The sequence below is a fragment of the Saccharothrix xinjiangensis genome (assembly GCF_039527585.1).
GTDB classification, from domain to species: Bacteria; Actinomycetota; Actinomycetes; order Mycobacteriales; family Pseudonocardiaceae; genus Actinosynnema; species Actinosynnema xinjiangensis.
Genome location: NZ_BAAAKE010000003.1, coordinates 529055 through 548538 on the forward strand (window position 1 = coordinate 529055; position 19484 = coordinate 548538).

General features: G+C 73.1%; 14 protein-coding genes. 8 read left to right on the top strand and 6 right to left on the bottom strand.

Annotation, left to right across the window (positions count from 1 at the left end):
• Positions 1-85 precede the first annotated feature (85 nt).
• The 4 genes from ABD223_RS10525 (at position 86) to ABD223_RS10540 (ending at position 4204) form a co-directional block, all read left to right on the top strand.
• Positions 86-724, top strand: a complete 639-nt coding sequence (locus ABD223_RS10525) for a hypothetical protein (RefSeq protein WP_344035852.1) — start codon at positions 86-88, stop codon at positions 722-724.
• A gap of 124 nt (positions 725-848) precedes the next feature.
• Positions 849-2174, top strand: coding sequence for a glycoside hydrolase family 6 protein (locus ABD223_RS10530; RefSeq protein WP_344035853.1), 1326 nt, complete (start codon positions 849-851; stop codon positions 2172-2174).
• 38 nt (positions 2175-2212) lie between these two features.
• On the top strand, positions 2213-2701 hold the full coding sequence (locus tag ABD223_RS10535) for a MarR family winged helix-turn-helix transcriptional regulator (RefSeq protein ID WP_344035855.1): 489 nt from the start codon (positions 2213-2215) through the stop codon (positions 2699-2701).
• 312 nt (positions 2702-3013) lie between these two features.
• Positions 3014-4204 carry an MFS transporter gene (locus tag ABD223_RS10540; RefSeq protein WP_344035857.1) on the top strand — a complete coding sequence of 397 codons (1191 nt, stop codon included), beginning with the start codon at positions 3014-3016 and terminating at the stop codon, positions 4202-4204.
• A 203-nt stretch (positions 4205-4407) separates the two neighbouring features.
• Here the strand turns inward: ABD223_RS10540 and ABD223_RS10545 are convergent, their stop codons facing one another.
• Positions 4408-5094, bottom strand: a complete 687-nt coding sequence (locus ABD223_RS10545) for a response regulator (protein ID WP_344035858.1) — start codon at positions 5092-5094, stop codon at positions 4408-4410.
• Entirely contained in the window at positions 5091-6185 is a 1095-nt protein-coding gene (locus ABD223_RS10550; RefSeq protein ID WP_344035859.1) for a sensor histidine kinase, read from the bottom strand. Before ABD223_RS10550 ends, ABD223_RS10545 begins: the two co-directional genes overlap by 4 nt.
• Before the next feature lie 135 nt (positions 6186-6320).
• Here ABD223_RS10550 and ABD223_RS10555 point away from each other — a divergent pair, with 135 nt between their 5' ends.
• On the top strand, positions 6321-7505 hold the full coding sequence (locus ABD223_RS10555) for a serine hydrolase domain-containing protein (RefSeq protein WP_344035860.1): 1185 nt from the start codon (positions 6321-6323) through the stop codon (positions 7503-7505).
• Positions 7506-7656: 151 nt separating this feature from the next.
• Positions 7657-9846 (top strand): esterase-like activity of phytase family protein, encoded by a 2190-nt coding sequence (locus ABD223_RS10560; RefSeq protein ID WP_344035861.1) that lies wholly within the window; start codon positions 7657-7659, stop codon positions 9844-9846.
• Between the two features lie 58 nt (positions 9847-9904).
• Here ABD223_RS10560 and ABD223_RS10565 read toward each other — a convergent pair whose 3' ends face one another.
• Both ABD223_RS10565 and ABD223_RS10570 read right to left on the bottom strand, forming a co-directional pair.
• Positions 9905-10246, bottom strand: coding sequence for a hypothetical protein (locus ABD223_RS10565; RefSeq protein WP_344035862.1), 342 nt, complete (start codon positions 10244-10246; stop codon positions 9905-9907).
• Positions 10243-15168, bottom strand: coding sequence for an HD domain-containing protein (locus ABD223_RS10570; protein ID WP_344035863.1), 4926 nt, complete (start codon positions 15166-15168; stop codon positions 10243-10245). Before ABD223_RS10570 ends, ABD223_RS10565 begins: the two co-directional genes overlap by 4 nt.
• A 67-nt stretch (positions 15169-15235) precedes the next feature.
• Between ABD223_RS10570 and ABD223_RS10575 the strand changes: the two genes are divergently transcribed.
• Complete coding sequence (locus ABD223_RS10575) at positions 15236-15601, top strand: RNA-binding S4 domain-containing protein (RefSeq protein ID WP_344035864.1); 366 nt, start codon at positions 15236-15238, stop codon at positions 15599-15601.
• A 43-nt stretch (positions 15602-15644) separates the two neighbouring features.
• On the opposite strand, the gene ABD223_RS10580 is transcribed toward ABD223_RS10575, so the two are convergent.
• The gene (locus tag ABD223_RS10580; protein ID WP_344035865.1) at positions 15645-17750 is read right to left on the bottom strand and encodes a cellulase family glycosylhydrolase; all 2106 of its coding nucleotides are present in this window, start codon (positions 17748-17750) and stop codon (positions 15645-15647) included.
• 341 nt (positions 17751-18091) lie between these two features.
• Here ABD223_RS10580 and ABD223_RS10585 point away from each other — a divergent pair, with 341 nt between their 5' ends.
• Positions 18092-18280 (top strand): hypothetical protein, encoded by a 189-nt coding sequence (locus ABD223_RS10585; RefSeq protein ID WP_344035866.1) that lies wholly within the window; start codon positions 18092-18094, stop codon positions 18278-18280.
• Positions 18281-18380: 100 nt separating this feature from the next.
• On the opposite strand, the gene ABD223_RS10590 is transcribed toward ABD223_RS10585, so the two are convergent.
• Entirely contained in the window at positions 18381-19043 is a 663-nt protein-coding gene (locus ABD223_RS10590) for an L-2-amino-thiazoline-4-carboxylic acid hydrolase (protein ID WP_344035867.1), read from the bottom strand.
• Between the last annotated feature and the right edge of the window lie 441 nt (positions 19044-19484).

The window sequence follows — 19484 nt, forward strand, 5'->3', positions numbered from 1 at the left end:
CGGTTGTGGTGCGAACGACCCACAGCGCCGGCGGGCGGGCGGGGTTAGCGTCGCGGCGATCCCCAGCTCAGCCAGGAGACCCGTCTTGACGCACGCCCGCACCGCCCCGCTCGTCGCCGCCTGCGCGGCCGCCCTGCTCCTGTCCGCCTGCGGCAGCGAGACGAACGGCACCGCGTCGCCCGCGCCCACCTCGGACACCGGCACGACCACCACCACGACCGAGGAGACCACCGAGACCACCACGCCGTCCGCGCCCGCGGCGCAGGCCGGCGGCGACGTGACCGCGCCCGGTGCGGAGCTGGCGGTCGGCGACCGAGCGGTGGTGCCGTTCAAGTACGGCACCACCAAGACCGGCACGATCGCCCTCACCGTCACCGCGATCGAGCAGGGCGACAACGCCGACCTGGCGAAGTTCGGCGACAAGGCCAAGGGCATCACGCCGTTCTACATCCGGGTGACCGTGGAGAACGTCGGCGGCACCGACCTGTCCTACAGCTCGCTCAGCCTGCGCGGCCTCGGCGAGGACGGCCGCGGCACCGGTGTGATCATCACCGGCGACACCGACCGGTGCGAGTCGGAGACCGCGGCCCGCGACTTCACCACGGCCGGCGCCAAGTACGAGACGTGCGTCCTCCAGGCCGCCCGCGAGGGTTCGAAGGTCGTCGCGGCGAGCTTCACCGACAGCGACGACTACAAGGACGACCCGGTGGTCTGGAAGGGCTGAGCCCGCCCGCACCACCTGTCCACGAGCAACGGCCGGCCGCCGTTCGGCGCTGCACCGCCGCTCACGGCCGCTGTAACGTGAAAGTGCCGCCACCCGCACAACGCCGTGATCGGGGGTACGCACCATGAGATCTTCCACGCGCGGACGGCTGCCTTTGGCGCTGGTCGCGGTCCTGCTCGCGTTCGGGCTCACCGGCACCGCGAACGCCACGGGCCGCGTGGACAACCCGTACGCCGGCGCCCGGGTCTACGTGAACCCGGAGTGGTCCGCGCGGGCCGCCGCCGAGCCGGGCGGGGCCGCCGTCGCGGACCAGCCCACCGCCGTGTGGCTGGACAGCATGGCCACCGTGCACGGCTCGAACGGCCGGATGGGCCTGCGCGACCACCTGGACGAGGCGCTGCGCCAGGGCGCGGACCTGGTCCAGGTCGTGCTCTACGACATCCCGGGCCGGGACTGCGGGCGGCTCAGCAGCAACGGCGAACTGGCCTTCGACCAGCTGCCGACCTACCGCGCCGAGTTCGTCGACCCGATCGCCGAGGTGCTGCGCGACCCGGCGTACGCGGGCCTGCGGGTGGTCGCGGTGGTCGAGCCGAACTCGCTGCCGTTCATGGTCACGCACGTGCCGCCGAGCTCCGAGTGGACCTCGCTCTGCGAGCAGGTCAGGGCGTCCGACGCGTACCACCAGGCGATCGGGTACGCGCTGGCGCGGCTCGGCGCGATCCCCAACGTCTACAGCTACCTGGACGTCGGCCACCACGGCAACCTGGGCTGGGACGACTACCGCGCGGCGTTCGTCCAGGTGCTGGCGCGGGCGGCGGGCACGGCGGGCAGCACGTTCGCGGACGTGCACGGGTTCGTGGCCAACACGTCGAACTACTCGGTGCTGGACGAGGTCCACCTGACCAAGACCTCCGTCGGGGGCCGGCCGATCCTCCAGAGCCGGTGGGTGGACTGGAACCCGTTCATCGACGAGCTGTCCTACGCCGAGGCGCTGCGCCTCGAACTGGTGGCGGCCGGGTTCGACCCGGGTGTCGGCGTGGTGGTCGACACCTCGCGCAACGGGTGGGGCGGGCCGAACCGCCCGACCCGGGCGAACGACGCGACCTTCGACGTCGACACCTACGTGAACTCCGGCCGGCTGGACCGCCGGCTGTGGATCTACAACTGGTGCAACCAGGTCGGCGCGGGACTGGGCGAGCGGCCCGTCGCGTCGCCCGTGCCCGGCGTGGACGCGTACGCGTGGGTGAAGCCGCCGGGCGAGTCCGACGGCGCGAGCAGCCCGCTGCCCTACCCCGGTGAGAACCACAACCGGATGTGCGACCCGAACTACAACAGCTGGCCCGGCGCGTCGTACCGCCCGACCGGGGCGTGGCCGAACACGCCGCCCGCCGGGCAGTGGCACTCGGCGGGTTTCCGGGAGCTGCTGGCGAACGCGCACCCGCCGTTGTGAGCCGGGTCGGGTGCGACACGGGCGATTACGCTGGGGTCATGTCCGCCATGGCCCCAGCGCGCACCGAGTCCGACCTGTCGTTCCTGCTCGACCGCACCAGCCACGTGCTGCGCACGCAGGTGGCGGCGGCGCTGGCCGAGATCGGGCTGACCGCGCGCATGCACTGCGTGCTCGTGCACGCCCTGGAAGAGGAGCGCACGCAGATCCAGCTGGCCGAGATCGGCGACATGGACAAGACCACCATGGTCGTCACGGTCGACGCGCTGGAGGGTGCGGGCCTGGCCGAGCGGCGGCCGTCGGGCACCGACCGGCGGGCCCGGATCATCGCGGTCACCGCGAAGGGCGCCGAGGTCGCCAAGCGGAGCCAGCAGATCGTCGACGGGGTGCACCGGGCGGCGCTGGGCGCGCTGCCCGAGGACGAGCACGAGGTGCTCCTGCGGGCGTTGAACCGCCTGGTCACCGGCCACCTGGGCACTCCGGTCGCGGCGCCGTCGAACGCCCGGCGGGCCCGCGAGAGCACCAAGTAGAACCGAGGAAGATTTTCTGCAAAAAACTATCTATTAGCGCTCCCTGTTCCCGCTTGAACAGGAGAGAGCCGTGGCGCCCACCCTTGGAGCACCGCGCACCGCGCACCGCGCACCGCGCACCGGCCGCCGGTGGGCATCCGCACCGTGGTCGAGGAGCACGCGTGGCTCTGTGCGCGAGCGAGCACGCGGCCGTGTGAGCAGCGGCACCCGGTCACGGCGGGTCCAGGCCGGGCGCGGCCGATAGGATCGTTTTGGTTGCTAACCAATTGTCCGGTCACCGTCGACTCGGTACAGGTGACAGGAGTCTTCCGCATGGCCACGACCGTCGAGCCCGCCGCGATCCACCGGGGCGGGGCGGTGGGCGCGCTCGCGCTGGGCGGGTTCGCCATCGGCACCACCGAGTTCGCCACCATGGGCCTGCTGCCGCAGATGGCGGACACGTTCGACATGTCCATCCCCACCGCCGGCCACGCCATCAGCCTCTACGCGCTGGGCGTGGTCGTCGGCGCGCCGCTCATCGCCGGGCTGGCCGCGAAGCTGCCGCGCAAGGGGCTGCTGATCGCGTTGACGATCGCCCTGGCCGTCGGCAACGGCCTGTCCGCGGCGGCGGCGAGCGGGACGCTGCTGATGGTGTCCCGGTTCGTCGCCGGCCTGCCGCACGGCGCGTACTTCGGCATCGCCGCGGTCGTGGCCGCCGCGCTGGTGCCGCCGGAGCGCCGGGGCACGGCCGTGGCCCGGATCATGGTCGGGCTCACCGTGGCCAACCTGGTCGGCGTGCCCGTGGTGACCGCCGCCGGCCAGCGGATCGGGTGGCGCGTCGCCTACCTGGCGGTGGCGGTGGTCGCGCTGGCGACCGCGGTGGCGCTGGCCCGGTGGCTGCCGCGGGTGCCCGCGGCCCGGGACGCGGGCGTGGCCGCCGAGCTGCGCGCGTTCCGCCGGCCGCAGGTGTGGTTCGCGCTGGTCACCGGCACGGTCGGGTTCGGCGGCATGTTCGCGGTCTACTCCTACATCTCGCCGCTGACCACCGAGGTCGGCGGGTTGCCCGCCGGCGCGGTGCCGTGGGTGCTCGCGGTGTTCGGGCTGGGCATGACGCTCGGCGCGACGTTCGGCGGGCGGTTCGTGGACCGGTCCGTGATGGGCGCGGTGTTCGGCGGGCTGGTCGCGGTGACGGTGGTGCTGATCGGGTTCGGGCTCACCGCCTCGTCGCCGGTGCTCGCGATCACCTGGGTGTTCCTGCTCGGGTTCACCTCGCAGGTGCTGGCCTCGGCGTTGCAGGTGCGGCTGATGGACGCCTCACCCGACGCGCCGTCGCTGGCCTCGTCGTCGAACCACTCGGCGCTGAACATGGCCAACGGCGCGGGCGCGTGGCTGGGCGGCGTCGCCATCTCCGCGGGCTGGGGCTACACCTCGACCGCGTGGGTGGGCGTGGTCCTGAGCCTGGCCGGCCTGGCGGTGGCGGGGCTGTCGGTGGTCGTCGAACGCCGGGCGGCGGTGCGCGCCTGAGAGCGCGCGAATGTAGAACTCACCTGTCCTGAACGTACGACACGGTGGTCCTGAGCGTACGACTCGCGCGGGGTGGCGCAGCCTGTCCACGGGGGTGTGCGCGATCGCGGTGTCCACGCTGTGGCTGTTCGGGCCGCTGCCGTTGATCGGGTCGCTGCCGTTGATCGGGCGGCAGCGGAAGAGGACGGCCCGGTCCGCGGAGCTCACCCGCCGGGCCGGTCAGGGGACGTGGGCACGACCAGGCCGCTCTCGTAGGCCACCACCACCGCCTGCGCCCGGCTCGACAGGCCCAGCTTGCCCATCATCCGCTTGACGTGCGTCTTCACCGTCGCCTCGCTGAGCACCAGGCGCTGGGCGATCTGCGCGTTGGTCAGGCCGTTGCCGACCAGGAGCAGCACCTCGGTCTCCCGCGCGGTCAGCGCGTCCAGCGACGGCACGTCCACCGCGGCGGTCCGGTGGTGCCGCGCGTAGGTCTCGATCAGCTGGTGGGTGATGTGCGGCGCGATCAGGATGTCGCCCGCGGCGACGGTGCGGACCGCGGAGAGGATGCGCTCCGGCGGCGTGTCCTTGACCAGGAACCCGGCCGCGCCCTCGCCCAGCGCCGTGTAGACGTACTCGGGCAGGTCGAACGTCGTCAGCACGACCACGCGCGGCGGGTCCTCGCCCGCGGCGGCCAGGATGCGCCTGGTCGCGGAGATGCCGTCCAGCACCGGCATCCGGATGTCCATCAGGACCACGTCGGGCGCGGTCGACGCGGCCAGCGCCACCGCCCGCTCGCCGTCCTCGGCCGCGCCGACCACCTCGAAGCCCGGCGCGGCGGTGAACAGGGCGACCAGGCCGGCGCGGATCAACGCCTGGTCGTCGGCCACGAGCACGCGGATCGCCGTCACGCCGCACCCACCGGCAGCCGCAGCACCACGCCGAACCCGCCGTGCGGCAGCGGTCCCGCGGCGAGCACCCCGCCGTACAGCTCGGCGCGCTCCCTCATGCCGCGGATGCCGTGCGAGGCCGGGGACGCGTCCGCCGGTCCGCCCGCGCCGTCGTCGGTGACCTCCAGGGCGAACGTCCGCTCGCCGTAGTGCAGGTCGATGCGCGCGCTCGCCGGACCCGCGTGCTTGAGCACGTTGGTCAGCGACTCCTGCGCCACCCGGTACGCGCACAGGTCCGGCCCCGGCGGCAGGTCCCGGGCCTCGCCGCGGACCGCCACCTCCACCCGCAGGCCCGCGCCGCGCGCCCGTTCCACCAGGTCGCCCAGGGCGGCCAGCCCCGGCTGCGGCGCGCGGGCGCCCCCGTGGTCGACGCGCAGCACGTCCAGCAGGCGGCGCAGCTCCGTCAGCGCCTCGCGGCTGGTCTCGCCCACGGTCTCGATCGCCTGCCGCGCCGTGGCCAGGTCGGTGTCCAGCACGTACCGCGCCACGCCCGCCTGGAGGGAGATCACCGACATGTGGTGCGCCACGATGTCGTGCAGCTCACGGGCGATGCGCACCCGCTCGTCCGCCGCCGCCCGCGCCGCCCGCTCGGCCAGCCGCTCGACGCGCTCCGCCCAGCGCCGCGTGCCCTCGCCCAGCGCCCACGCGCCCAGCACCACCAGCACCGACTGGCCGATCTCCGACCACCCGGTCGACGGCACGAGCCGCACGCAGGTGAGCACCACGACGAGCGCCGCCGCCGCGGACACCACCGCGGCCACGTGCCGGGGGCGCAGCGTGGCCACGGTGAACACGCCGATCAGCGCGCCGATGCCCGCGTTCGGGTAGGTGCCGCCGTGGCCGAACCAGCTGTACGCCAGCAGCGCGCCCAGGACGACCGCGGTGACCGGCACGGGCGCGAGCTGGCGCAGGGCGACGGGCGCCACGGTCAGCGCGGCGAGCACGTGGACGAGCAGCCCTCCGCCGTGGTCGTCGACGGTGATCGCGGTCAGCCCGGTCAGCACCGCCGCCAGCAGCAGGTCCAGGCGGATCGCTCTGATTTCGGCGCGCACCGCGCCAACCTAGCCGCGCCGCGTGCGCGCCGTCGCCACCCCGGGGGCTGATCCGGCGCTACCCCCTCGGGGGTAGGCGAAGATGCCGCCCCGGGGCGACGACCGCGGCCGCCCGCGCCCCTAGCTTTGGGCGGCATGAAGCGATTCACGGTGGCATTGATGGTCGCGGTGCTCGGCGCCGCCACGGCCGGCGCGGCGAGCGCGCACCCCGGCTCCCGGACCCTCCAGCGGCACGCCGACGCGCTGCTCGCCCAGGGCGCGCCCGGCGTGCTGGTCGAAGTGGACACCCCGCGCGGGGAGGTCCGGGTGCGCAGCGGGTACGGGAACGTGGCGCGGAGGACGCCGGTGCCGTGGGACGCCAAGTTCCGCATCGGCAGCTACACCAAGACGTTCGTGGCGGCGACCGTGCTCCAGCTCGTCGGCGAGCGCCGGCTGTCCCTGGAGGACACCGTCGAGCGGTGGCTGCCCGGCGTGGTGGCGGGCAACGGCAACGACGGGTCGCGGATCACGGTCCGGCAGCTGCTCCAGCACACCAGCGGCCTGCGCAACTACACCGGGCTGATGCCGGAGCTGGCCCTGGAGGAGGCCTTCCTGCGCAACCGGTTCAAGACCGTGACCCCCGAGGAGGTCGTCGCACGCGCGGTCGCCGGGCCGCCCGACTTCCGGCCCGGCCAGGGCTGGAGCTACTCCAACACCGGCTACGCGCTGGCGGGCATGATCGTCGAGCGGGTCACCGGGCGCACCTGGCAGCAGGAGGTGCGCGACCGGATCGTCCGGCCCCTCGGCCTGCGCGACACCTCCCTGCCCGGCACGTCGCCGTTCATCCCGCGCCCGCACGCCACCGCGTACCAGCGGTTCGCGGAGAAGGGCATGGACGCGGACCCGAACGACCCGAGGTACGGCGAGGCCGTCGACGTGACCACCTACAACCCGTCGTGGGGCGGCGCGGCGGGCGACATGATCAGCACCACCGACGACGCCAACCGGTTCCTGCGGGCGCTGATGAGCGGCGAGGTGCTGCGGCCGGACCTGCTCGCGGAGATGACGAGGACCGTGCCCGCGACGCGGTTCGACCCGGTGTGGCCGGGCGCGCGGTACGGCCTGGGGTTGATGTGGGCGCCGAACGCGTGCGGCGGCCACTGGTTCCACGGCGGCGACATCCACGGCTTCATGACCCGCAACGGCGTCACGTCGGACGGGTCGCGCAGCGTGGTCGTGTCGGTCAACACGGATTCGCTGGTGCCGGAGCCGGGCGCGCCCGCCCTCGACGGCGACCCGGCCTCCGAGCTGGTCGAGCACGCGCTCTGCGAGCTGCGCTGAGGGACACGGCGCCGAGGGGCACGGCGCTCCCGCTGGAGAGCTCCAGCCGAAGAAGTCGCCGCGCCACCCGGTGTTCGCCACCCGGCGTTCACCGGGGGGTCGCCGGGGCGGTGCAGGATGCGCCGACCCCGAACGAGGTTGGAGGCCCCCGGTGGCCCGTCCCGCACGCGTCGTCGCGGTGCTGTTGACCTGCGCCACGGCCACGTCGCTCCTGACGTCGCCCGCGACGGCGACGGCGCACCAGCGGTTCCAGCGCGTCGACACCATGCCCGTCCACGCCAACAGCTCCGCGGAGCAGCACACGGCCGCGGAGATCGCGGCGGCCACCGCCGACGGCCGGACCGTGGTCTACACCGACTCCCCCGCCCGGCGGATCGGGTTCGCCGGCCTCGACCGCGGGGGCGCGCTGCGGCCCACCGGCGTGCTCGACGTCCCGGGTGAACCGACCTCGGTGGACGTCCTCGGGCGGCTGGCGCTCGTCGCGGTGAACACCTCGGCGTCCCGCGCCGAGCCGTCCGGGGCGCTGCTCGTCGTCGACGTCGACCGCCGCGCCGTGGTGGCCCGGCACGACCTCGGCGGGCAGCCGGACTCGATCGACGTCGCCCCCGACGGCCGGTACGCCGCCGTGGCGATCGAGAACGAGCGCGACGAGGACGTCGCCGAGGGCGCGATCCCCCAGGCGCCGGCCGGTTTCCTGGCCGTCGTGGAACTCCGGGGCGACCCCTCCGCGTGGCGGGCGCGGCGCGTGGAGCTGACCGGGCTGGCCGAGGTCGCGCCGGGCGACCCGGAACCGGAGTACGTGAGCGTCAACGGCCGCGGCCAGGCCGCCGTGACGTTGCAGGAGAACAACCACGTCGCGATCGTGGACCTGCGCTCCGCCCGGGTGGTGAACCACTTCTCCGCGGGCGCGGTGACCGTCCGGGGCGTCGACACCGCCGACGACGGCCGGGTCGACCCGACGGGCACGATCACCGCGGCGCGCGAGCCCGACGCCGTGGCCTGGTTGGACGACCGCACGCTCGCCACCGCCGACGAGGGCGACTACGTGGGCGGTTCGCGGACCTGGACGGTGTTCGACGCGGCGTCCGGCCGGGTGGTGTTCTCGTCGGGCAACGAGCTGGAGCGGGTGGCGATCCGGCAGGGCCAGTACCCGGACGGCCGGTCCGACAACAAGGGCGCGGAACCCGAGGGCCTGGCCGTGGCCACGTTCGGGCGCACCCGGTACGCGTTCGTCGGCCTGGAGCGGGCGAACCTGGTCGCCGTCTACGACGTGACCGACCCCCGCCGGCCCCGGTTCGCGCAGGCCCTGCCGACGGGCGTCGGCCCGGAGGGGCTGCTGCCCATCCCGGCCACCGGCACGCTGGTGGTGTCGGCCGAGGAGGACGCGGCGGACGACGGCGTGCGGTCCTCGCTCACCTCGTACCGGCTGACCGGGCTGCCGCTGCCGGTGTCGCTGGCGCGCAACCAGGGCTCGCCGTCGATCGTCTCGGACGGCATCGCGTTCGGCGCGCTCTCCGGGCTCTCGGGCATCCCCGGCAACTCCCGCGACGCGGTCGCGGTGACCGACTCGGCCTACGCGCCGACGCGCGTGCTGACCGTGGACACCCTGGCCGCGCCCGCCCGCGTCCACCGCGAGCTGACCCTCACCCGCGGCGGGGAGCCGGTCGGGTACGACGCGGAGGGCGTCGCGGCCCGCCACGGCGGCGGGTACTGGCTGGCCGCCGAGGGCGACGGGAAGTCCCTGCCGAACCTGCTGGTCGAGGTCGCCGCGTCGGGCGCGGTGACGCGCGAGGTGCCGCTGCCCGCCGACCTGGCCGCGACCGCGACGGGCAACGGCTTCGAGGGCGTGACCACCACCGGGCGCGGCGCGGGCGAGCAGGTCTGGCTGGCCGTGCAGCGGGAGTGGCGCGCGGACGTGCCGGGACAGGCCACCCTGGCCCGCTTCACCCCGGCGACGGGCGAGTGGGCGTTCGCCGCGTACCCGCTGGACGCCGCCGCCACCGGGTGGGTCGGGCTGTCCGAGGTGACCGCGCTGGGCGACCGCGCGCTGCTGGTGCTGGAGCGGGACAACCAGCGCGGCGGGGCGGCGCGGACCAAGAAGGTGTACCGGGTGGAGCTGACCGGCCTCGCGCCGACCCCGGCCGGCCGGCCGAAGCCGCTGGTGGCCAAGCGGCTGGTCCGCGACCTGCTGCCCGCCCTGACCGCCGGCGGCGGCGTGGCGCACGACAAGCCGGAGGGACTGGCCGTGGTGGGCGGGCGGCTCGTGGGCGCGGTCGACAACGACGGGCTGGAGGACGCGCCGGGCGAGTCGGTGTTCCTGCGGCTCGGGTGGGTGCGCTAGGGGCAGGTCTTCGCCGGCGGCGTCGCGGCGACCACCCGGGACGGGACCGTGCGGAGGCTCACGAGTCGCCCTCGGGGCGCTCGACCCGCCACTCCGCCCCGCAGCCGCGCAGGACCGCGTCGGCGGGCATGCCGTCGTGCGCGTAGCCGCACTCGCAGAACAGCGGCTCCGAGTAGAGGAGGTCCGGCGGCTCCTCCTGCTTCTTGCGGAAGAATAAGCTCTTGGTCCCGGTGCCCGGGGCGCCCCACGGGTACTCGGTGGTGGTGGGGCCCTGGCAGCGCGGGCAGCGCCCGGTGACGGTGGTCGTGCGGGTCTCTCGGTCCTCGTGCCGGGTGAAGCCCTCGGCCACCGGGCCCAGGCGCTGCCGGCGGTAGGCGAGGGTGAAGTCGTGCTCGGTCAACGGGATCGGTTTTCCTCGTGCGTCGGAGCGGAGGGGGACAGGGCGGAGAGGTCCGGGGCGGAGAGGTCCAGGCCGAACATGTCGGCGTAGTGGCGCAGGCGGTCCACCACCCACTCCTCGGACTCCCCCACCTCGTCCGCCACGAAGGTGACGTGGGCCGGGTCGACCGCGCCGGTGATGGCGGGGAGCTTGCCGTCCAGGTGGTGGGAGAGGATCGCCAGGTCCTGCCAGCGCGGGATCTCGTCGGGGAAGTGGGTGACCCGGGGTTCGGGCATCAGCTCCAGGTACGGGCGGATGCGATCCCAGGTGCGGCTGATCGGTTCGCCGAGCCGGGCCGCGATGCTGACCAGGTCCAGCGGGAGCAGGGGTTCGTCGGACCGGGTGAGGCGGTACTCGTCGTCGAGTGCGAGCAGGTCCCGGGCATCGACGGTGATCTTCTTGAGGTCGTCGACCATCCTCGGCGGGAGTTCGGGGAGGAGTGCGCCCATCGGTCGGAACGACTCCAGCCGTTCGTATGCGGTTCCGACGTCCAGTCCGGTCGTCCGCGCGTAGAGGGCCAGGTCGATCGCGGTAACCGGAAGCCACACCGGGACCTCGTCATCTTCGTAGGATTCCTTCCCGCTGCTGAGCAACGCCCGTTCTTCCCGCCAGGTTGGCCGGATCCCGCGAAGCTCGTCGGGCACAACCGGAACGGGAAACCCAAAATGCACGGCTTCGGCTGCCACCAGTTCACGTACGCCCCCCAGCGATTGCCCCAGCCCGACAGCCGCGGAGAACAGCGCATTTGAAGTCGGCGCCGCGATCATCCCCCTCGACGCCCAGGCCGGGTTGACACCGCTCAGCGCGTACCTGGCCTGCATGGTGAGCCCGTCCCACTCCGTGATCAGTCTGATGTCCCCCTGAATCTCGATACCCGTCCGCCGCAGTTCGTCGACCAGTCCAGGCACTTCCTTGACGTCGAAATCACTGGGAAGCGCGCTCGCCAACTCCCACAAGCCGAAGCCCTTCTCGACAGCGGTATCGAGTTCACGGGCTTTCCGCACCACGGCCCCGGCGGCCGGCGAGAGCACCGCACCGGCGAGGTCCGACCCGCTCCAGCGGCGAGCACAGCGGGTCTTCACCTCCTCCGCCGCGCCGGCCAGCACCTCCTCCGCTTCACCGAGCGTGATGTTCCTGCCTGCCGCCAGGTACAGGACGTCTCCCCAACCCTGCTCCCTGATCTCACCGTTCCGGTCGACCAGGAGATGCACGAGATCGGCCTCCAGCACCATCAACTTCCGAACTTCCTCGGCATCGGGCACGTGCCAACCGAGCCATTGGAAACGGCGCAGGCAGTCGAGGACATCACCCACCTCGAAGCCGTGTTCCACGCAGATCTGTCGTACATCCGCGGCGTGCTCGACCCTTCCCACGGGGCGCATGGGCGCTCCACTGCCCATAATCAACAACATCGCCACCTCATCTGCGGTGCAGACATGACGCCGGTGGTACGGTGGGACTTCGGGGATGACCACTTGGCGCAATGGGGCGTACCGGGCGAAGCGCTCGACCAACCAGCCCAGAGGACGACTCAAGCGCTGGGAAGCGAACACCAGGTTCCTGGTGATCACTCTGCCGTGCCGCATCGCATCACCGACCAGGAGCTCGACGAATTCCTTGTCGAACTTGTCCGGGCACCAACTCAGATATCCGCTTCTGACCGGTGGCGGCGCCAACATGGGATGGGCGATGCGGAGCCGGCGCAGACTTCGCACCGTCTCGGCGACCGTCATGGACCGAAGCCTCGCCTGGCCGACGACACCAATCCACGTCAAGCCGTATTCCGTGATCAAAGCGGTGTCATCCGGTTCGGGGAAAGGGTGACCGGTGAGAGACTCCGGAGCGACCCACGACTCGGTCCCCGGCCGCTTGCCCAGCACCGCTACTCGCCACGGCGAGACGTAGCGCGTCGAGCCCTGAGGCAGAGCGGATGTCCGGCTCTGCACCACCAACCGGTCGGCCGGGAAGATGCCGATGACGTCCAGGTCCCGGAGGGTGTCGCCGGTGGCGCTCTCCCGGACCTGGAGCCCCTTGCCGCGCACCTCCTGCCACAGCTCTCGGGTGGCCACCGGGCTCTTCTCCGCCAAGCTCCACAACCACTGCATGGTGAAACCCGGCCACTCGGGCAGGCGCCGCGCGCCTTGTCGCCAGTTCCGCCGCGCCCACTCCTCGTCGTAAGACTGCAACTCGTTGCGGCTCACGCTGAGCGTGCCGGCGTGCTCGGCGGTCAGGTTGAGGACGTACCCGTAGGTCACCTGGTCGGTCTTGATGCCGTCGCACAGGATCGCGCCCGCGCCGTTGACCCACCACAGCACACCGGGCACGGCCTCGTGCTGCGCTTCGCTCCCATGAGTCCGGTCCAGCTGGAGCTTCCCCGGCTCCCACGTCACGGGGTCGAGGTCGTCCTCGCCCACCTGGAGCTCGAACTCGCTCAGCTTGACCAGGGAGCGCAGCGTCGCGACGCACGAGACGGTGGCCAGGTCCGGGTCGTCCCTCAGGTACAGGCGCACGAGGGTCCCGCCCCCGGTGAGGTTGTCGCCTCCTCCGGTGTGCGGCTGGATGCGGAACAGGCTGCCGCTGCCCGCGATGTCCACGCGCAGCGCCTCGGCGGCCGGGACGCCGTCGACGCTGACCTGCCGGGTCACCAGGGTCATCTCGTCGGCGAGCATGAAGTAGCTGAAGACACCGATGCCGAAGCGGCTGTTCGGGTATAACCGCAGGTCCGGGGCCTTGCGCAGCCACGTCGCCTGCTCACGCCGGAACGACTTGGAGCGCTCGAACCGGCTGCCGGCCCGGGTGAAGGTGTTGGTGAGCTGCTCCAGCCCCATGCCGACGCCGTTGTCTCGGCACTCGATGAACCGACCGCGCTCGTCCTCGCCCTGCGTGATGACGATGCGGCCCCGCCACTCCTGCGGGTTCCGGTCGGTGCGGCGAAGGAACTCCCACCTCATCGCCCGGTACCGGCAGGCGTCCATCGCGTTCTGGTACAGCTCGCGGACGGCCAGCGCCGGGTCGCCGTAGAGCTGCCGCCCCATGAGCAGCCCGCGCACCTCGGTCTGGGCGAGGCTGAACCGCAGCAGCGGCACGTCGTACGCGGTCTGGTCGCCGTCCAGTTCGCGGGGGCGGACCTCGGCGGCGGTGACGCGCCTCGGCACGCCGGTGAGCAGCGCCGCCTCCGCCGGCCCGACCTGCTTGTGCGTGCGCACGACGAGGCGGTCGGCGCGGTCGGCCAGCTCCTCCAGGGCGGCGTGCAGGGCCTGGTGGGGGCACGAGACGTCCATGTGCCAGCCGTGCTCGTCGGGGTGCCAGTGGAGCGAGTCCCGCACCAGGGCGATCGCGTCCTTGGGCTCCACCTTGTCCGACACCGCCAGGTGCTCGGCGACGACTTCCGGCAGGACCCGGACGTCGACCGCCAGGGCGCTCGCCGCGCGCAGCAGGGCCGCCAGGGCGGACTCGTGGAGGACCTGGTGCCCCTCCGGCAGCCACACCTTGCGGGTCTTGCCGTCGGGGCGGTCCTGCGGGGGTTCCACCCCCATGCCGGCGGCCAGCCTGCACAGGACGCCGGCCAGCTCGCCCGCCTGCCCCTCGTCGGCGCCGAGCACGGCTCGGGCGAACGCGGCGGCCGGTGCGCGCGGGACGGGCTGGTCGTCGGTCTCGAAGCGCTCCGCGATCCACTGGTCGACCAGCCACGACGCGACGGCCTGGCGGTCGGCGAGACCGCGGCGGCCCGCAGCCAGCTTGTCGGTGATGTGGGCGTGCTGGTCGTAGACCTGTTCCAGGTGCTTGCGGAGCGGCCCGGCCCCGGTCACCCGGTCCGGCCGCATCGGGTCGACCTCGGCGGCCTGGCCGCGCAGCGCCGCCCAGGCCGCTTCGCGCAGGAGCACCGCCGCGACGAGCACCGCCACCTCCACCGCCGACAACCGGGGCGGTGAGGGGGCCAGCTCCTCCAGCCGGGTCAGCAGCCGGGGGACGAAGTCGTCGTCGGTCCACGGGTCGGGCAACCGGGTGTGCGCGTCCTGCGCGGCCCTGGCGGTGGTCCCGACGAGCGCGAGCAGCCCTTCCCGCAGGCGCGGCACGAGTCCCCCGCACGGTTGCGCGAGCGCCCACAGCCGCTCGTCGTCGACCGCGGCACGCCACTCCTCCAGCAGGTGGCGCCCGTCGCAGATCTCCGCGGCCCGGGTCTCCGCCTCCAGGTCGGCGCCGTAGCGGATCTGGACGTGCTGGGTGAGCCGGTGCCCGCGGGCCAGGCGCTCGGTGGCGAGCCGCGCCGCCCGGTGGACCTCCTCCACGGTGCGCGGGGCCGACAGCGCGGACAGCGCCTCGACCAGCCCCCGGGTGAAGAAGCTGCCGTCGGCCGAGTAGCCGCAGCTCTCGCCCACACCGCAGCCGACCAGGACGGCGAACCGGCCGGCCGGTGCTCCGCGCTCGATCCGCGTGCCGAACGCCGCCTCCCGGCCGTGCTCGACGTCGCGGCACGCGTCGATCAGCCACAGGACCGTGCCCGCTCGGCATTCCTCCAGGTAGTCGCTGATGTCGGCGGGCAGCAGGGACTCGCGGTAAGGGCGGGTCCACTCCCCCTCGCGCGGCGCTCGCGCGTCGGCGGGGACCAGGTAGTCCTCGTCCCCGATCCGCACGCCGTGGCCGGTGAAGTAGATCAGCAGCGTGCTGCCCTCGGGCGCGTCCCGGGCGGTTTCGAAGATGCGCGTGCCGATCTCCGACCGACCGGCCCCGCTCAGCGCCCGGACGTCGTAACCGGATTCCGCGAGCGCCGCTCGCATCCCGTCGAGGTCGGACCGCACCGGTTCGTCCAGCGGTTCGAACCGGGACGAGGCGTCGGGCGCGTGCGGCACCCCGATCAGCAGCGCAATCCGCTCCGCGTCCATCCGCGCAAGCCTAGGACAGGCGGCACCCGGCTCCGCGTCCCGGCGCGCGGGCGGTCATGATGGGTGCGTGGAGTCCACCCGTGTGGACCGCTGGCTGTGGGCGGTCCGGCTGACCAAGACCCGGAACGACGCCGCCGACGCCTGCCGCGGCGGGCACGTGCGGGTGAACGACCGACCGGCCAAGCCCTCCGCCACCGTGGTGCCCGGTGACGAGGTGCGGGCGCGGGTCGGGACCACCACGCGGGTGGTGGAGGTCGTGCGGGTGATCCAGAAGCGGGTGGGTGCGGCGGAGGCCGTGGCCTGCTTCATCGACCGGACGCCCAAGCCGCCGCCCGAGGCGCTGGTGCCGGTGGCCCGCCGGGAGCGGGGCGCGGGGCGGCCGACCAAGCGGGAGCGCCGGGTGCTCGACAGGTTCCGCGAGCAGGGGTCCTGACGCGGCGGGCCGGACCCCGGGTGGGGGTCCGGCCCGCGGCGGCTCAGGCGGTGGCGCCGGTGACCGAGGCGCCGGACCTGGTGACGTGGTAGGTCACCTTCGCGCCGCTCCAGTAGTGGAACGTGAGCGTCACCCGTGCGTTGTCGGTGACCTCGGCGAAGAAGTCCGAGGTCAGCGTGGTGACGCCGGTGGTGTAGTTCGGCGCGAACGTGCGGTCGAACTCCTTGAACGACGTCCAGTTGTGCGGGCCCGCGTTGGAGCCGTCGGCGTACTTGGCCTCCATGGTGGCCAGCAGGTCGCCGCGGAACGCCGTCGGGATCGCGAACGACGCGGTCGTGCCGGTCGCGTTCCGGAGCACCGGGGTGTCGTGGGTGAGCAGGTTGATCCGCCACGGCACGCCCTGCGAGAACCTCGCGTGCAGCACCGCGTTGACCCCGTAGTCCCGGGCGCCGCTCAACCGGGTGAGCAGGGACGCGCTGAGGGTCAGCTGGTCGCCCGACACCGTGTAGTCGGTGCCGCGCACCAGTTCGGTGTTCCCGTGGCGCAGGCCGGAGAACGAGGTGCCGTTGGTGTTCAGGGTGATCGTCTTGGCCGTGATGGCGCTCGACTTCGCGGTGAACACCTGGTCGGTGGACGCGGTGCCCGACCGGGTCGTCCAGCTCGACTTGACCTGGGCGAACAGCTCGGGGTCGCTCCACTGGAACGAGGTGCGGCCGAAGTGCTGGCCGTTGTCCCACAGCATGGTGGTGATCTTCTTGGCCTTGGCGTAGTGGCCCAGGTACTCGAAGAACTTCAGCTTCTCGCCCTGCTGGATGGTGCCGGTGTGCCGGTCGAAGCCGAGCAGGCCGAACTCGCCGAGGATGACCGGGACGCCGCGGGCGACGAAGCCGTTGTGCACCCGGTCGAACGCGGCGACCAGGTCCTGCTGCGCGGTGGCGTCGAAGCGCGTGCCGCCCGCCACGTTCACGCTGAACGGCCAGTAGCCGTAGTAGTGGACGGTCGCGATGATGTTGCGGTCGTTCAGCGTGGCGAGGGTGGCGTTCAGCTCGTCCACGCGGGCCTGGTCGGCCGAGGTGTGCAGGGTCGGCAGGACGAGCAGGCGCGTGGCGTTGCCGCCGCCCGAGCCGCGCACGATGGAGTGGAACGAGGTGTTCAGCTGGTGGAGCAGCTCGGCGTTCTGCGCGTCGCCGGAGCTGTTGGTGAACTGCGGCTCGTTGACGCTCTCGAACACCAGCTTCGAGGAGGAGTCGCGGAACGCGGAGGCGATCTGCGTCCAGGTCGCGTTGTAGCGGGCGAGCACGCCGTTCCGGTCGGCGGGCATGGCCGCGATCCACTGCCACGAGTCGTGGTGGATGTTGATCATCACGTAGAAGCCGTCCGCCAGCGCCCAGCCGACGACCTCCTTGACCCGGTTCAGGTAGGCCGCGTCGATGGTGTAGCCGGGCGCGCCGCCCTGGTGCTGGCCCCAGGTGACGGGGATGCGGATGCTCTTGTAGCCCTGCGCCTTGATGTTGTCGAGCAGCGCCTCGGTCACGCGCGGGTTGCCCCACGAGGTCTCGTCGTCGCCCGTGGCGTCGAAGGAGTTGCCGAGGTTCCAGCCCGGCTCCATCGCGGCGACCGCGGCCATCGCGTCACCCGCGGGCGGGTTCGTCGTGGTCGTCGTGGTCGTGGTCGTCGTCGTGGTGGTCGTGCTGGTGCTCGTGGTGGTCGTGGTCTGCCCGGTGCAGGTCACGCCGTTGAGCGCGAACGCCGACGGCGCCGTGTTGGCGCCGGTCCACGTGCCGTTGAAGCCGAAGGAGGCGGTGGCGCCGGTGGCGATCCTGGCGTTGTAGCCGACGTTGGCCGCGGTGACGGTGGCCCCGGACGCGGTGACGGTGGCGCCCCACGCCTGCGTGACCTGCTGGCCCGACGGGAAGGACCAGGTCAGCCGCCACCCGTCGACGGGGTCGCCCAGGTTGGTCACGGCCACGTTCCCGGTGAACCCGCCCTGCCACTGCGCGGGCGTCGTGTACGCCACCCGGCACCCCGCCGCCGCCTGGGCGCTGGTGGCGGCCACCAGGCCCGTGCCCGTGACGACCGCGACGACGCCGGTCACCAGCAGGCCGAGCCACCAGCGGATCGTTCGTGTCCTGCCGCGCAAGTCGGCCATGGTGCTCCTCGTTCGTCGCAGGGGGCAGCGGGGAGGAGGGAACCGAGCGCGCGTCTGCCACCGGGCACTGCGGCGTGTTCCGGTGCTGCCTCGCAAGATGTTGACCGCGCCGCCCAGGCGGCACAAGGGTTTCGACTCAAATCGACTGGGCGCGGGCGCGGCGTCAACCCGGCGCTTCGAAATGGCGCCCGCGCGTTCGACGCGTTGTCGAATCCGTTCGACGAACGCGCCGTCGAACGCGCCGGCCGGACGGACCGGTGAAGCCCGGCCCGGTCGGGTGGAATCCGGCGCACAACGGGTACACCGTGCGCACAGGCACCGATGACACCGGAGGAGCCACCGTGGAACGAGGCAGCGCACAGCACGGCCCCGTGTTGGACGACCAGCTCAAACAAGAGGTGGAGAGCGAGCTGCGGGCCGCCGGGCCCACCCGCGTCGAGGAGTGGGGCAACCCGGAGTTCCCGGACGCGGAGGAGGCGCGCGAGCTGGGCCTGGACCAGCCCCCGCGCTCCGAGCGACCGGGGAGCTGAGCCGGGCCGGGTGGGCGGGGCCGGGTTGTCGCCCGGTCCCGCCCACCCGGCGTGAGGAGCGGTGGGACTTGCCGCTCGACCTCGCGCTCCACTGTGGAGGTCAGTCCCGCTCGGCGGTCACCCGGCTGAAGTGGAACGGGCAGTGCGTGCCGCCCGTGCCGATGGTGGTCGCCCGCTCGAACCGGAAACCGTGCCGGTCCGGGTCGATCGCGTCGATCCAGTTCCGGTCGAACTCGCACATCACCGGCGCCAGCTCCGGCGCGGCGTTCGCGACGAGCACGTCGTAGTAGAAGCAGCGGTGCACGTCCGCGTGGAACCGGCGGTCGTCGTCGACCGGGTGCCGGAAGGCGAACCCCGCGCCGAACGAGGTGGTCTCGCGGGACTTGGCCAGCGCGACCATCGCGCGGTACGGGTCCGGCTCGGCGTCGAGGGCCGCCCGGACGGACTCCCGCACGACGGGGGCGAGCGGTTCGACGAAGGCCGCGCGCACGACCTCCACGGCCCCGTCGTCGCCGAGGTGGGGGCGCAGGAGCTCCCAGGCGGCCACCAGGACCAGGGTCATGCGCAGGTTGTGGCGGGCGGGTTCGTCCACGACCAGGCGCCGGTTGGCGATCACCAGGCGCTCGTGCCGGTCGCGGACCGCGGCGGGGAGGTCGTCGGGCAGGCCGCGTTCGCGGGCCACTGCGGCGAGGTGCTCCAGGACGCCGTCGACGACCGCGGCGGTGTCGGCGTCGGGGTCGGGTGCGTAGTGGTCGGTGGTCACGTCTCGTGGTCCTTCCGGGACGGGCCTGGTCCCGGGAGCGGACGCGGAGCCGCGCGGGGGCGGACCGGCCGTGCTCGCGACCAGGCGAGCACACCGGCGCACTCCACCGACCTACCGGCGCCGACGAGCTTCGTGTGTTTGTTGGCGCTGCCATGCTACGCACGTGACGGGGTCGTGGTTCGCCCACAACCCGTCTTCCCGCTGCGGCCGAACGGGCGGGACGCGCTGCGCCGAACAGCGGACGGCACGGCCGGGCAGCGGAGCGCGCCGACACCCGGATGGTCCTATTAGGACGGAAAGCCTGGGCCGCGCGCAGCAGCCCGGTGCGACGATCGCGAACGCGACCCCCGTTACCTTCTTCGTGGTTCCTGATCAAGGAGCTGTGGTCGCCGGGTCCGGCATGACTTACGCCCCCAGTCGAAGGCATGATCCGGGGGGTGG

What these genes read in the sequence shown, in the direction of transcription:
- ABD223_RS10530 (WP_344035853.1), top strand. Translation starts at nt 849, where the DNA reads ATGAGATCTTCCACGCGCGGACGGCTGCCTTTGGCGCTGGTCGCGGTC.
- ABD223_RS10535 (WP_344035855.1), top strand. Translation starts at nt 2,213, where the DNA reads ATGTCCGCCATGGCCCCAGCGCGCACCGAGTCCGACCTGTCGTTCCTG.
- ABD223_RS10540 (WP_344035857.1), top strand. Translation starts at nt 3,014, where the DNA reads ATGGCCACGACCGTCGAGCCCGCCGCGATCCACCGGGGCGGGGCGGTG.
- ABD223_RS10555 (WP_344035860.1), top strand. Translation starts at nt 6,321, where the DNA reads ATGAAGCGATTCACGGTGGCATTGATGGTCGCGGTGCTCGGCGCCGCC.
- ABD223_RS10570 (WP_344035863.1), bottom strand. Translation starts at nt 15,168, where the DNA reads ATGGACGCGGAGCGGATTGCGCTGCTGATCGGGGTGCCGCACGCGCCC.
- ABD223_RS10580 (WP_344035865.1), bottom strand. Translation starts at nt 17,750, where the DNA reads ATGGCCGACTTGCGCGGCAGGACACGAACGATCCGCTGGTGGCTCGGC.